This window comes from Weeksella virosa DSM 16922, from assembly GCF_000189415.1.
Classification (GTDB): domain Bacteria; phylum Bacteroidota; class Bacteroidia; order Flavobacteriales; family Weeksellaceae; genus Weeksella; species Weeksella virosa.
Map to the genome: position 1 here is coordinate 1,199,705 of NC_015144.1, position 14,568 is coordinate 1,214,272.

At 36.6% G+C, this 14,568-nt stretch carries 13 protein-coding genes; 8 read left to right on the forward strand and 5 right to left on the reverse strand.

Annotated elements, in window-relative coordinates; translation table 11 throughout:
- The first annotated feature begins 1 nt into the window (after position 1).
- Positions 2 to 1,885, forward strand: coding sequence for a bifunctional lysophospholipid acyltransferase family protein/GNAT family N-acetyltransferase (locus WEEVI_RS05875; RefSeq protein ID WP_013598240.1), 1,884 nt, complete (start codon positions 2 to 4; stop codon positions 1,883 to 1,885).
- Between the two features lie 57 nt (positions 1,886 to 1,942).
- Here the strand turns inward: WEEVI_RS05875 and WEEVI_RS05880 are convergent, their stop codons facing one another.
- The 3 genes from WEEVI_RS05880 to WEEVI_RS05890 are packed head-to-tail and all read right to left on the reverse strand — an operon-like array spanning position 1,943 to position 4,238.
- Positions 1,943 to 2,776: a siderophore-interacting protein gene (locus WEEVI_RS05880; RefSeq protein WP_013598241.1), complete on the reverse strand. Its 834-nt coding sequence runs from the start codon at positions 2,774 to 2,776 to the stop codon at positions 1,943 to 1,945.
- A 53-nt stretch (positions 2,777 to 2,829) separates the two neighbouring features.
- On the reverse strand, positions 2,830 to 3,237 hold the full coding sequence (locus WEEVI_RS05885; RefSeq protein ID WP_013598242.1) for a hypothetical protein: 408 nt from the start codon (positions 3,235 to 3,237) through the stop codon (positions 2,830 to 2,832).
- The gene (locus WEEVI_RS05890; protein WP_013598243.1) at positions 3,237 to 4,238 is read right to left on the reverse strand and encodes an NAD(P)H-dependent glycerol-3-phosphate dehydrogenase; all 1,002 of its coding nucleotides are present in this window, start codon (positions 4,236 to 4,238) and stop codon (positions 3,237 to 3,239) included. Before WEEVI_RS05890 ends, WEEVI_RS05885 begins: the two co-directional genes overlap by 1 nt.
- Positions 4,239 to 4,340: 102 nt before the next feature.
- On the opposite strand from WEEVI_RS05890, the gene WEEVI_RS05895 reads away from it, so the two are divergent.
- From WEEVI_RS05895 to WEEVI_RS05925, 7 genes are all read left to right on the forward strand, one after another.
- On the forward strand, positions 4,341 to 5,765 hold the full coding sequence (locus tag WEEVI_RS05895) for a lipopolysaccharide biosynthesis protein (RefSeq protein WP_041942103.1): 1,425 nt from the start codon (positions 4,341 to 4,343) through the stop codon (positions 5,763 to 5,765).
- Positions 5,762 to 6,193 carry a dUTP diphosphatase gene (gene dut, locus WEEVI_RS05900; RefSeq protein ID WP_013598245.1) on the forward strand — a complete coding sequence of 144 codons (432 nt, stop codon included), beginning with the start codon at positions 5,762 to 5,764 and terminating at the stop codon, positions 6,191 to 6,193. Before WEEVI_RS05895 ends, dut begins: the two co-directional genes overlap by 4 nt.
- 44 nt (positions 6,194 to 6,237) lie before the next feature.
- Complete coding sequence (locus tag WEEVI_RS05905; RefSeq protein ID WP_013598246.1) at positions 6,238 to 7,248, forward strand: sugar phosphate nucleotidyltransferase; 1,011 nt, start codon at positions 6,238 to 6,240, stop codon at positions 7,246 to 7,248.
- Positions 7,249 to 7,261: 13 nt separating this feature from the next.
- Complete coding sequence (gene lolB1, locus WEEVI_RS05910; protein WP_013598247.1) at positions 7,262 to 8,047, forward strand: lipoprotein insertase outer membrane protein LolB1; 786 nt, start codon at positions 7,262 to 7,264, stop codon at positions 8,045 to 8,047.
- Positions 8,047 to 9,714 (forward strand): murein hydrolase activator EnvC family protein, encoded by a 1,668-nt coding sequence (locus WEEVI_RS05915; RefSeq protein ID WP_013598248.1) that lies wholly within the window; start codon positions 8,047 to 8,049, stop codon positions 9,712 to 9,714. The genes lolB1 and WEEVI_RS05915 overlap by 1 nt, the downstream gene beginning before the upstream one ends.
- A 36-nt stretch (positions 9,715 to 9,750) precedes the next feature.
- Positions 9,751 to 9,927, forward strand: coding sequence for a twin-arginine translocase TatA/TatE family subunit (gene tatA, locus WEEVI_RS05920; RefSeq protein ID WP_013598249.1), 177 nt, complete (start codon positions 9,751 to 9,753; stop codon positions 9,925 to 9,927).
- Positions 9,928 to 10,009: 82 nt separating this feature from the next.
- Complete coding sequence (locus tag WEEVI_RS05925; RefSeq protein WP_013598250.1) at positions 10,010 to 10,621, forward strand: DUF4254 domain-containing protein; 612 nt, start codon at positions 10,010 to 10,012, stop codon at positions 10,619 to 10,621.
- 84 nt (positions 10,622 to 10,705) lie between these two features.
- Here the strand turns inward: WEEVI_RS05925 and WEEVI_RS05930 are convergent, their stop codons facing one another.
- Together WEEVI_RS05930 and WEEVI_RS05935 are read right to left on the reverse strand one after the other, a co-directional pair.
- Positions 10,706 to 11,857, reverse strand: coding sequence for a cystathionine gamma-synthase (locus WEEVI_RS05930; RefSeq protein ID WP_013598251.1), 1,152 nt, complete (start codon positions 11,855 to 11,857; stop codon positions 10,706 to 10,708).
- 189 nt (positions 11,858 to 12,046) lie between these two features.
- Positions 12,047 to 14,494, reverse strand: coding sequence for an alpha/beta hydrolase family protein (locus WEEVI_RS05935; RefSeq protein ID WP_013598252.1), 2,448 nt, complete (start codon positions 14,492 to 14,494; stop codon positions 12,047 to 12,049).
- Between the last annotated feature and the right edge of the window lie 74 nt (positions 14,495 to 14,568).

A 14,568-nucleotide genomic window follows, 5' to 3' on the forward strand; every position in this document is an offset into this window, starting at 1 on the left:
CATGGGAATAGTATCGACAGATGACATATACAAAGCGCTAGGCTTACAAAAACTAGGAGTCTTAGGCAAACCAATTGCATGGTCGTTGATTTATATTACTAGACTCAATGTGCTCAACAATATCTATAACAGAGGAAAAGATTTACCTACTGATCAATTTTTAGATTTTTTGTTAGACGATATCAATGTAGATTACGAAATCCATGAAGAAGACCTCAATAGAATACCTAAAACTGGCCCTTTTATTATATTGGCCAATCATCCCTTGGGAGCTTTAGATGGGATAATTATGATGCATGCCATAGGAAAAGTTCGACCCGATTTCAAAGTAATGGGTAACTTTCTTTTGCATCAAATAAAGCCTCTAGAAACAATGGTAATTCCAGTAAATCCTTTCGAAACGAGAAAAGAAGTGTATAACAGTTTACACGGCTTGCGAGTAGCACTTAGCCATTTAGAAGGAGGTGGAGGATTGGGGATTTTCCCGGCAGGCGAGGTTTCTTTCAAGAATGAAGAGGGAGAAATTGTCGATCGAGTTTGGCAAGATTCTGCAATTCGTTTGGTGCAAAAAGCCAAAGTTCCGGTAGTGCCAATGTTTTTCAGGGCAAGAAATAGCAAACTTTTCTACCGGATGTCTCAGTTGCACCCCGATGTGCAAACGGCAATGTTGCCTTCTGAAATGATTCGTAAAAGAACAAAACCAATCCAAATAAGAATCGGGAAACCCATTCTACCAAAAACTCAGGAAGAATATAAGAATGTCGAACAATTTAGACTTTTCTTGCGTAGGAAAGTCTATATCCTATCGTCGTATTACGGAAAGAAAAACTCACTGAGAGAGAACTTATCCATCGATTCGATTAAGAAATTGCCGTCGACAATTCCATCATTGCCGCTGAAGATAATACCGCAGTTTATCCCACAATTATCACGAGCATCCAAGCCAAAAGTAGTAATTAGTGAAACACAAAAAGAATTGTTGCTCAGCGATATAGGTATTCTCAATGAAGATCCGATGAATTTATTGTTTACCAGCAATCAGTACGAATGTTATTTTGCTTTGGCCCAAAATATCCCAAATATTTTGCGAGAATTAGGGAGATTGCGAGAAATAACCTTTCGGGCAATTGGTGAAGGAACCAACCATGAAATAGATTTGGATTGGTATGACAATCATTACCATCATCTATTTTTGTGGGACAAAGAAAATGAACGAATTGTTGGAGCGTATAGAATGGCTTTGGGTGCCGATGTGTATGAAAAATATGGAGTTAAAGGCTTCTATATTAGCGAACTGTTTAACTTCGAGCCCGAGATACATCCTTTTTTCAAGAAATGTATAGAAATGGGGCGTGCTTTTGTAGTAGAAGATTATCAACAAAAACCAATGCCGCTCTTTTTGCTTTGGAGAGGAATTGTCCATGTTACTTTGCGCAATCCTCATCAAAAATATATTATTGGTGGTGTGAGTATTAGCAATCAGTTCTCGGATTTTTCTAAATCGTTGATGATCGAGTTTATGCGTTCGCATTATTTTGATCCAATAGTTGCGCAATATGTACATGCCAAGAACGAATATAAAGTAAAACTAAAAGAAGAGGAGAGAAGTTTGATTTTCGAAGACAACGCCGATCTCAATAAATTTGATAAGTTGATCGATGAGTTAGAGCCGAATATGTTGCGTTTACCTGTTCTGATAAAAAAATATATAAAACAAAATGCAAAAGTAATAGCCTTTAATGTTGACCCTAAATTCAATGATGCGATAGATGGTCTGATGTATATTCGGATTTCCGACTTGCCAGAATCTACCGTAAAACCTGTCTTAGAGGATATTCAGGCAGAATTAGAACGAAAGTTGAAGGAAGAGAAAAGTAAAGAATAAAAAAACCACTCGTATTCGAGTGGATTTTTTATTGATTTGATAATGATATATGGTTTCTTACAAAGAAATCAATTCTATAGATTCTGTTTTTTTATAACATTTTTCTATTGCATTGCGTTCTTCTTTTCCTAATTTCCAATGCGATGTACAGAAATATTCGTGTCTTTTCCAGGCTAGATTTTCTTTAAAAAACGTTCTGATTTTTTTTGTGCTTGTAGACTCTGAGGCTACATAAGCAAAACGATTAATCTTTTTCTTGGTAGGAAATTCTATTTTTTTAAGTTTTTTGTATAAATCAGAATTTGCGCCTACCAAAGGGTTCACAACCCAATGAATGTCTAGAGGAGTGTCAATCGCATGAATATCTTCTTTGGACGGAACCTCGATCAGCATAACTCCCTTAGCCGTAGAGGGTAAGTTTTCGGCAATAACTGAAACAACAGGTAAACCTGTAAGATCTGCTGCTAAACAGTACCAATCTGCTTTTTGAGCAATTTTTTTAGAGCAATTTTTCATGGTAACGCCAATTGCATCGCCTACTTTTGCCAGATTTGCCCATCGGGTTCCTGGTCCTTGTGTACCGTGATTGGCAACATCGATCACTAATTGATTGTTTTTGGGTAAGATTTTTCGTAGGGTATACGTTCTTGATTTTGGTTTGAACTTCTCGCTAGCAGAAATCCATTTGCCAGATTTTTCATTGTATTTCGCAAAATGTTTATCGCACATTTCTAGTGGTGGAAAGTATAGTTTACAACTACTGCCGCAAGTCATAGAGAGATATTCTTCTATGTTTTCTCGGCCTAAATATAGACGAATGAAATTTGGTCCGATGAATTCTTTGTGTTGTAAGATAAATTTTTGTTTGGTGATTTTCGATTTTCCTGCCATGCTTTTACCCAAATAATGAGCAAAAATACATGAAATATTAATTTAGACAAAATCTAATTTAGAGAAGGAAGTTCTTTTATTGCTTTTTCTACCCAAGTATCTTCTTCTGTGGGGAAACGGAAAACATCTGAATTTACTCGATTGATACGTTCTATAATTGCAAGAATTTGTCGTGCTTTTTCTGTTTCTCCTTGTTCTACATAATAATGAGCAGCTTTCGCAAAAGCCAAAATGTTTTTATTTTTCATATCAAAACTCAACAAAAATAAATCACGCTCTTCATCTTCTTCTAGAAGTACTTGCAATTGTTCATCGTTTATATGATAATACGAATGTAGCATTTCTTTGAAATAGTAATCAAACTCGGAAACAGCATCTTTGTAGTATTCGATATCGAGTAGTTTGCTAAGCATTTTGCCAAGCTCTTCGATGTATTTTGCTATAAAATCTCTTTTGAGCATTAGTCTAACTTTTTGGTTAATTTGTCCATTACTTTTTTAGGGTTTTTTCCTTGGTATAAAATTTTATATACGGCAGAAATTATCGGACATTTTACTTCGAATTTATCTTTCATTTCATACACACCTCTTGTCGCATAATATCCCTCGGCCACCATATTCATTTCTAAGATAGCAGATTTCACGGTATAGCCTTTCCCAATCATATTCCCAAACATCCGATTACGTGAGAAAAAAGAGTAACCTGTTACCAAAAGATCTCCTAAATAGGCTGAGTCGTTGATGTCTCTATCGCGCCAATCAATTGTATACAAAAGACGCTCCATCTCCCGAATTGCGTTACTCATCAGTACGGCCTGGAAATTATCACCATAGCCTACTCCATGCGCAATGCCGGCTGCAATAGCATAGATGTTTTTTAGGATTGCTCCATATTCGGTCCCGATAACATCATCGGTTATTTTGGCTTGGATAAAATCACACCGTAAACAATTTGCAATCATTTCGGCCATTTTGGGATCTTGATGCGCAACGGTAAGATAAGATAAACGTTCGAGTGCAACTTCCTCTGCATGGCAAGGTCCACTGATAACACCCATATTTTCTGTTGGTACTTGATGTTTTTGATGTAAAAATTCGTTCACAGCTAAATAATGATTCGGTACAATCCCTTTTATCGAGCTCACGAGGATTTTATCTTTCAATGGAACATTCAGACGTTCTAAACATTTTTCTACGTAAATAGATGGTACGACAAGAAAGATAATATCACTTTCGAAAACAACCTCATTAATGTCGGTAGAAATAATAAATTGATCTGGATTAAACTCAACATCAGTCAAATAAGTAGGGTTGTGTTTCGAGCGAATCAGATGTCCTTTTACAAAATCATCTTTTACCCACCAGCGAATATTGCTCAGATTTTTACTAAGTATCTTCGCAATTGCAGTTGCCCAACTACCATTTCCGATTAAACCAATCCGATAGGCTTCTAATTCTTTCATCGTGTGAATTTTGAACCATCAAAGATACATATTTTACCATGATCTAAGTTTTGATTTTTGAAAAAGAAATCTCAATTTTGCTGAATATTTTAGACCAAGCCTTTGTACAAAAAACTCTTAAGTGAAACAATAATTTATGGAATGGGTGCGATTTTACCGCGACTCATTATTTTTATTCTCACTCCTTTCATCATAAAAGAGGTGAATAGTGTAGAGTATTCTCAGTACGGACAGCTCTATGCCGCAGTTTCTTACCTGAATGTGATTTTGACTTTTGGTTTCGAAACTGCTTTTTTTCGTTACGCTTCACAAGATGGCTTGTACAAGAAAACCCTTAATACATCGTTTTGGTTTATGTTCTTTACCTCGAGTACATTTATCCTGCTCGTGTATCTGTTTTTGCAACCTTTAGCTGATTTTGCAGATTATGCCAATCATCCAGAATATCTGAAATGGTTTGGTTGGATTATTTTTTTCGACACCCTATGTGTGATTCCGTTCGCATATTTGCGTTTTAATAATATGCCAGTAAAATATTCTCTTACCCGAATTATTGTTAGTAGTTTTCAGGCAGTTCTCACATTTGCGATGCTTTATTGGATTACCGATAGTTGGTTGGTGGAAATTGGTCTATCAGAGAAAATTTCCTACACATTTGTTGCCAATCTCTTGGCAAGTATATTGGGGTTTGTTCTATTGTTTCCGATAGTAATGAAAATACAATTCAAATTCGATAGGGTATTATTCAAGAAAATGCTTCATTATGGCTACCCAATCATGATTGCTGGCTTAGCTTTCGTTACCAATGAAAATCTCGATAAACTAATCCAAAGAAATATAATTTCCGAAGCCGATGCAGGCGCTTATAATGGGGTCTATAAACTGGCCATGATTCTCACCCTTTTTGTTACCGCATACCGAATGGGTGTCGAGCCTTTTTTCTTCAAAGTCTCGGAGAAAGCAGATAGCCGAAAAACATATGCCGATGTGTTGTTGTACTTCAGTATAGTTTGTAATGTGGTGATTATCGGTGTTGTAGCTAATCTAGATTGGATAAAGCTAATCCTGATCAGAAACCCATCTTATTGGATAGCAATGGATATCGTGCCAATAATTCTCATCGCTAACTTGTTTTACGGTTTATATTTCAACCTGTCTACTTGGTACAAAGTGACGGACAAAACCTACGTCGGGACAATTATTTCTTTGATAGGATGCGGTATTACAGTAATAATGAATTTCACCTTACTAAGAAAATATGGCTTCATGGTTTCTGCTTGGGCAACACTTTTGGCCTATGGAAGTATGATGCTGATTTCGTATTTTTGGGGACAAAAAGAATATAAAATTCCCTATAAAACCAAGAAAATTGTTTTTTATACCACATCTGCAATTATTATTACCTGTGTAACATATTATCTTCTAGATAATAACTTTTTCATTGGAAATAGTTTGCTTATCATGTATATTGCGATGACTTATTTTATAGAAAAAAGGAGTCTTAAATTAGAAAATAAAATAAGATGAAAGTAAAAATCATCAACCTATCCAATCATCCTTTGCCTGCCTATAAAACAGCCTTGTCAGCAGGTATGGATCTTACTGCTAATCTTACAGAAGCTGTAGAGCTAGAGCCTCTAGAAAGAAAACTAATACCGACGGGCATTTCTATAGAATTGCCTGCTGGCTACGAAGCACAGGTTCGCCCAAGAAGTGGACTTGCCCTGAAAGATGGTTTGTCTGTCCTCAACACTCCTGGGACAATAGATGCCGATTATCGTGGTGAAATTGGGGTGATTATGATTAATCTCTCTAGAAAAAAAATAACCATCCAAAACGGAGAAAGAATTGCTCAGTTGGTGATTGCAAAACATGAGACAGTCGAATGGGAGGAAGTCCAAGATTTGTCTGATACTTCGCGTGGTGCCAAAGGATTTGGTAGCACAGGCAAATAATAAAAAATAAGTAAATACGTTAGTAAAAAAAACCTGAAAATATAATGAAAATTATTATTCCAATGGCGGGAAGAGGTTCTCGTCTTCGACCGCATACCCTCACAACGCCTAAGCCTTTGATACCGATTGCTGGCAAGCCAATTGTTCATCGTTTAGCAGAGGATATACATAGACTATCATCGGAGGCTATCGACGAAATTGCCTTTGTAATTGGCGATTTTGGCGAAGAAGTAGAAAAAAACCTATTGCAAATTGCACAAAGTTTAGGAGCCAAAGGTAGTATCTATCGACAAGAAGAGCCTCTAGGGACTGCACATGCGATTTGGATGGCAAAAGAAGCTATGGATGGGCCAGTTGTGGTAGCATTTGCAGATACTTTGTTTCAAGCAAATTTCGAGCTCGATACCACAAATGATGGAGTAGTTTGGGTGAAACAAGTAGAAAATCCTAGTGCCTTTGGAGTAGTAAAATTAGACAACAACGGATTTATCACAGATTTCATAGAAAAACCTAAAGAATTTGTGTCAGACTTGGCAATTATAGGTATTTATTTTTTCAAAGATGGACAAGAACTGAAAAATGAAATTCGATACCTAATTGACAATAATATAATGAAAAGTGGCGAGTATCAACTAACAGATGCATTAGAAAATATGCGGGCCAAAGGTAAAAAATTCACCCTAGGAAAAGTTGATGAATGGATGGATTGTGGCAACAAAACAGTCACCGTAGAAACCAACAGCAAAGTACTAGGCTTTTGTGGTGAGTTTGAGATTCCTTCATCTGCAAAAATTACCAATTCACTAATCATTCAGCCATGTTTTATTGGTGAAAATGTCATCATCGAAGACTCTAAAGTAGGACCAAATGTTTCTTTAGGCAACGGAACCAAAGTCATTGGCACAAACATAGAAAATAGCCTGGTGCAAGAAAATGCTGTCATAGAAAATGCTCATCTTACCGAAAGTATGATAGGCAACAATGCAGAATATTATGGTCTTTCCAGAAGCATCAGTTTAGGAGATTATTCGGTAATAGATTTTAAATTACAATAATAAAACCGATATAATGAGGAAAATTGTTATCTCTGTTATGATAAGTTTATTATTGGCAAGCTGTGCTTCTAGCAAAAGAACCACAACCAGTAAAATAAACGAAACCTCGGCTTTTGCATCGAGCAGTAGTGCGATCATAAAAAATGTAATCAGTAAAGAATCGAGCTTTGATTATTTGATGATCAAATCAACACTCAAAGCCGATCTAGGTGATATCAATACTGGTATTGATGCGACAATATTTATCGACAATCAAGATAAAATATGGATCAATGCACAGAAATTTATTTTCAAAGCACGCGCTTTAGTAACGCCAGATAAATTTCAGGCATATGAAAATATGGGGAAATCGTACATAGACGGTGATTTTTCTTTCATTAATAAAATTTTAGGTGTTGATTTTATCGATTATCAAAAATTTCAGAATTTGATGCTAGGTAAAGTATTTGTCAATCTTACGGATACTGATTTCATAGCAGAAAAAGTAGACAATGAATATAGAATAACACCAACGGCTGCTAAATCGAAGAAAGAAGCATACGAACAATCGTATATTTTTGATAGTGGTTTTCGGTTGAAAGAAGCCAACTTACATTATCCTAAAGAAAAAGTTGAGGTACAAATCCAATATCTCAACTGGGTGAAAGCAGGAAAAGAAGAGCTGCCTAAAAATGTTAAAATTTTGGTAAAAGATAAGAAAACCAAACAAATTGATTTAGAATATAATAGTTTTACGTTTCAACAAATAGATACGCCATTTAGCATACCGAGTGGATATAAGAAAAGAGATATTAAATAATGAGAACCCTTCTAAGCTGTGTCTTATTTTTTTCTGGTATTTTGCTCTTTGCGCAGAAAATAAGCGATAAAGAGAAATTGCAAAAACAAAATCTCGAGCTGAAAAAAGAAATTATTCAGCTTAGTAAACAGCTGAAAAAGAATCAACAAGATTCTAAGCTGAATGTTGACTTTGTGCACAATCTTACCAAGAAAATAGAAGTACAATCAAAACTAGTCAATAACCTATCGAAAGAAAAAAAACTTCTAGATGATGATATCTACACTACTCAATTAGAAATTAATAAACTCTCTCGCGAATTGGCAGGATTAAAGCAGGAATATAAAAAAGTTTTAATCAAGGCTTACAAGAATAAGTCAACTGCAAACAAAATGCTGTTTGTTTTGTCATCTACCAGCCTCAATCAGGCCTATCGTCGTATCAAATATTTAGAAAAATATTCAGATTATCAGAAAGCACAAGCTCAAGAAATCATGGATAAGCAATCGGCAATTGTCAGTGCAAAAAAGCAAAAAGAAAAAGCCGTTAACGACAAAGAAAAAGTGCTAAAACAGCAAATAATTTTTGCTGAAGGATTAGAGAGCGAGCGTCGTGCAAAAAACGCAGCCATAGAAGAATTTAAGAAGAATGAAGGTTTGATAACCGCTCAGATTCGAGAAAAAGAAGCTCTACAAAGACAAATTGATTCTCAAATAAGAAGAATTATAGAAGAAGAAATCCGCTTAGAAAAGTTACGAGCAGAAAAAGATAGAAAAGAATGGCAAACAGCACTAAGTGCGAATACTATTCCGGCATATCAGAAATACATGAGTGATAATCCTAAAGGGGATTATTATACCTCTGCCCAAAAAGCCATCAAAGTAATCGAAGAAGATGCAAGAGCATGGAATGTAGCTAGATCTACGCATACCAAAGCATCTTATCAAGCTTACCTAAAATCTAATCCGAAAGGATCTTTTGTGACAACGGCGCGTACAGAGATTGAGAAGTTTGAGAAATTAGAACGCGAAGCAGAAGCCGAACGTCAACGATTGATTGCCTTGGCAAAAGCAGAAGAGGAGAGAAGACTTAAGGCACAGAAAGAAGAAGATGAACGTAAAATTGCTGCTGCAAGAGCAGAAGCCGAAAGAGCTGCACGTGAAAAAGCAGACAAAGAAGTCGTAACAAAAGTGCCAGAAAAAGAGAAAGTTGTAAAAGTAGACAAGGCAACACCTAGTAATGAGGCTTATGAAGACCGTACAGGTCTGGGAGGTATATCTGGTGATTTTGCATCGAGCAAAGGACGTTTACGTTGGCCGGTAGATAACGGTCGTGTTGTTGCATCCTTTGGTACTTCATCTCACCCGATTTTGTCGAATATTTCCTACGAAAATTTAGGGGTAAATATTGCAACCAATCGAGGGGCACAAGCAAAAGCAGTTTTCGAGGGAGAAGTTACCGCCGTACAGCAAATAGCTGGAGGGGCCAAAATGGTTCTAGTTCGTCATGGATCTTTCTTTACGGCGTATACGAATTTAAGTTCGGTTTCGGTTTCAAAAGGCGATAAAGTAAGTCGAGGACAAGCTTTGGGAACAATCGATACTACCGACGGACAAACGGTCATGAATTTCCAGGTTTGGAACGGAACACAAAGACAAAATCCAGCAACTTGGGTTGCAGGTATGTAAGAATTAATGTTTAACTTTGCACAAAATCAATAGAATATGTTTAGACAGTTTGGTGCTACAGAAATTATAATTATTCTTGTGATTGTTCTTTTGTTATTTGGTGGGAAAAAAATCCCTGAATTGATGAAAGGCTTAGGTTCTGGTATAAAAGAATTTAAGAACGCAACGAAAGAAGAAGACAAGAACATTGATCCTGATAAAAAGGAGAGCTAACTTTATTTAAATTTAATAAAGAAAAATACAGCATTGTGATTTTATTGCAATGCTTTTTTTATAACAAAATACAGTAACTAATATGACTTTTACAGAAAAAGCTTGGAACATATTTAACCAAAGTATTGCAGATTATCATCAACACGATGATGTGAATAGAACCATCGAAAATCCGTACAGTAAAGATGATTTGATTGAGCATTTGTTGTATAAAAAAAACTGGATCGATACAGTTCAATGGCATTTAGAAGATATCATTCGAGATCCAGCAATTGATCCAGAAGAAGCATTGCGTTTAAAACGTTGGATAGACAAGTCGAACCAAGAACGTACAGATATGGTAGAATATATCGACTCTTGGTTTTTAGACAAATACAAAGACGTTGTGGTGAGCCCAAATGCAAAAATTAATACAGAATCACCTGCTTGGGCAATCGATCGGTTATCCATTCTATCGCTCAAAGTTTATCATATGCAGCAAGAGGTAAACAGAGAAGATGCGAGTGAAGATCACAAATTTATTTGCCAAAGTAAATTAGATGTACTACAACTTCAACATCAGGACCTGAGTACAGCAATCGAAGAATTAATCGATGATATTGCAAAAGGCATCAAATACATGAAAGTGTATAAGCAAATGAAAATGTACAATGACGAAAGTTTGAATCCTGTATTGTATCAACAAAAGAAATAAAAAAATCGGAAAAGATAATTTATAAAAAAATCCAATCGAACCTTCGACTGGATTTTTTTATTGTATGATTGTTTCATAAAAAGATTAAATCAACGCGAAAACATTGGTTAAATCTTCAATCAAATCATCAATATCTTCAATACCAACACTTAGGCGGATTAGATCATCTGTGATTCCTATCTCAGCACGTTTTTCAGCTGGGATCGATGCGTGTGTCATCGTTGCAGGATGATTGGCCAAAGATTCTACGCCACCCAAAGACTCAGCTAAGGTGAAAACTTTCAGGTTCTCTAATAGTTTAAAAGCATCTTCTTGTTTACCTGATTTTAATGTGAAAGTTACCATTCCACCAAAAGCTTTCATTTGTTTTTTGGCAATTTCGTGCTGTGGATGATTGCTTAGACCCGGATAATACACTTTGTCTACTTTCGGATGTTGAACCAAAAACTCGGCAATTTTCATTCCGTTTTCGCAATGACGATCCATGCGAACGGCCAATGTTTTTATCCCGCGTAGTACTAAATACGAATCTTGTGGACCTAAAATACCGCCCGTAGCGAATAAATTAAAATGAACTTTTTCTGCTAATTCTTTCGAATTTACGATCACAGCTCCAGCAACCAAATCAGAATGTCCGCCCAAATATTTGGTCGCAGAATGCATAACAATATCAGCGCCCAACTCGATTGGACGTTGTAAATATGGCGATGCAAAAGTGTTGTCTACAGCCACTAGAACGTTTGCGTTTTTTGCTTTTGTAGCTTTCGAAACAGCCTCAATATCCACAACTTTCATCAAAGGATTGGTAGGTGTTTCTATCCAAATCATCTTGGTGTTGTCGTTCATCAAATCAACAATCGCATCTACATTGGTCATATCCACAAAATGGAATTTTAGGCCATAGTTGCTATAAACTCGTGTGAATAATCGATAAGAACCTCCATACAAATCGTCCATGGCGATGATTTCGTCTCCTGGAGAAAATAACTTCAAAATACCATCAATTGCAGCCAGTCCAGAACCAAATGCAAAACCGGCCACACCGCTTTCTATCGAAGCCAAAGAGTTTTCTAGAGCTGTGCGTGTTGGGTTTTCTCCACGTGCATATTCGTATCCCTTGTGTTTTCCTGGACTTTGTTGTGCAAAGGTTGAGGTCTGATAAATAGGAGGATTCACCGCTCCTGTAGAAGGATCGTGTTGTTGTCCTCCGTGTATTGTTTTTGTATTGAATTTCATGGCAATAGATTTTTATAATTTATACAAAGTTACGGGAATTTTTTGGTGATGTATTATTTCTATTGTATCCCGCTATTTATTAGTTTGTTTGATGCATGGTAAGATATGTTACATTTGTTCTTATCCCAAAATAAAAAAAAAGCTAACCCAATTCGGCTTAGCTTTTTGTGTCCAATATCCCCAAAAAAATTATTTCTTTTCTTCTTTGGTTTCTTGACCTTTGTTTTTTACGTATTTTTCTAACCATTGATCTTGTTCCCAAAGCATGTGTAGAACAGATTCTCTGGCCGAATACCCGTGAGACTCTTTTGGCAAGACCACGTAACGAGCGGTTGCCCCTAAACCTTTCAACGCATTGAAATAGCGCTCAGATTGCATCGGGAAAGTTCCAGAGTTGTTGTCCGCCTCACCATGAATCAGCAAAAGAGGAGTCTTCATTTTGTTTGCATTCTGGAACGGTGACATGGTATTGTAAACCTCTGGTGCTTCCCAGTAATTTCGTTCTTCCGATTGGAAACCAAAAGGTGTTAAGGTACGGTTATAGGCTCCAGAACGAGCAATTCCTGCTGCAAACAAATCAGAGTGGGTTAAAAGATTTGCCGTCATGAAAGCTCCGTAAGAATGCCCTCCAACACCTACTCTTGTTCGGTCTATATAGCCTAATTTATCTACAGCATCGATGGCTGCTTTTGCATTTCCTACCAATTGCTTTACGAAAGTATCATTGGGTTCTTCGTTTCCTTCACCAATAATCGGGAATGCTGCATCATCCAACACAACATAACCGCGCATTGCCCAAAGTATTGGTGTACCGTATGACGGGTATGTAAACTGATTGGGTGAGGTAGTCACTTGCCCTGCCGTTGCTGGATCTTTAAATTCTCTGGGGTAAGCCCACATTAGCATCGGTAGTTTTTCTTTTTTCTTTCTGTCGTAATTTGGCGGAAGATAAAGTGTACCTGATAATTCTACCCCATCTTCTCGTTTATAGGTGATAACTTCTTTATGAACGCCATTCATCGCTTCGAAAGGGTTTTTATGAAAGGTTACTGCCTTTGGCTTTTGTTTAGGTTTGAAGATGTTTCTAATGTATAAGTTTGGGAATTCTGTTTTGGATTGAATTCTTTCTAAAACAATTCCTTTTTTAGGATCTAATACATTGACAATTGTTTCGAGTTTATCACTTTTAGCAGCACGCCAAATACGTTTAGTTTTCATGGTTTTCAGATCAAACTCATCAATAAAAGGCATAATGCCTTCGGCAGAAATTCCTTCACCTTCTAACATTAGTTTTTGATTGTTGATGAATAATTGTTGTCTACCAAATTGGTTGTCAATCGTCACAAAACTTCCTGGATTATTGTAAGCGTCTTGATAATTACGGCTGAAAAAACGTTTTGGTTCTTGTGTATTGTCCGATGGATTGAAAAGGTAATTACTGGTATTTCGAGTGTTCCACCAGTTGTCATACGCTATTGCTATTTGGTCATTCCCCCAAGTAATACCCGAAAAACGATCAACGGTTTTTAGAATCAGTTTTTTCTCTCCGTCGAAAGGAGCCGATAGCTGATAAATAGCATCGCGATAATCTACTTTTTTCTCTGCATTTCCTTCGTCTAAAGCTTCTGCCCAAACCAAAGTTGCCGGATGATCTGCACGCCAAGAAAGACTCCGTACACCTTTTGAGGTAGACATAAAGCCTTTTGGTCTATCTTCTTCTAACGGTTTTTCGGCTATGATTTTTACTTCCTTTCCTGTTTTGTCATAGACAGTTGTGGTTTGCGGAAAACGGTTATACGGGACAATGTACGAAAAAGGTTTTTTCATTTCGGTTATCGATATAAAGTTCCCGTCTGGCGAAACACTACTCCAAACATACATTCCTGCATCTTTCCATTTGGTAGTCGTACCATCGGTCGTAACCAGATATAGTTCAGAGCGAGTTAATTGTTCGAAATTGAACTCGTCGTTTTTGTTTTGTAACAAATCTTGGTAGGTTCTGTTTTGTGCTTCTTTTCCATCGCTTACAGAAATCGTAGGACCAGTAGGAACGGCTTCTTTGGTATCGATAAGCCCTTTTCTATCCGATGGTAAAACGTTCACTAAAAAGCTTTCTCCATCTTCTAACCAAGTAAATGGTCGACCCAAATTTGCATTTAAATTATCTTTGGTTAGTTTTTTAGCTTGATTGCTTTTTACATCCACTACCCAAAGTTCTACACCATTTTCGGTGGTGTTGGTGAAAGCTATTTTAGTCTGATTGCGATTCCAGATTACATTGGCAAATTTTCCATTGCTTGGCAATCCTTTTATCTCTTGCTCTTTACTTGTTTTTAGGTTATAAGCGCTTAAATGATCAAAGTACGATTGTCTACTATTGATATTGGTTTTCGGGTTGATGCGAAGTCCTCCTAAACGCATTTCGATTTCTGATAATTCAGCAATTGATTTGTAGCGGTTTCGGTAGAAGAAAAAAGCATTTTCACCTTTTCTGTCTGCATATACCGAAGGAGGAAGATTAGCATCTGCTAATTGTAAAATTTCGATAGGAGGTTGTTGGTACGGTAAATTCTCTTGCGCAAACAAATTGCCGATGCTCAGCGATAAGAAGAGAAGAGAATAGAATAGTTTTCTCATGTTAATTGATTTGAAATATATTTAAGTACGAAGATATTAAATTATTTGAAAAATATTTTCAGCCAGAGCTACAA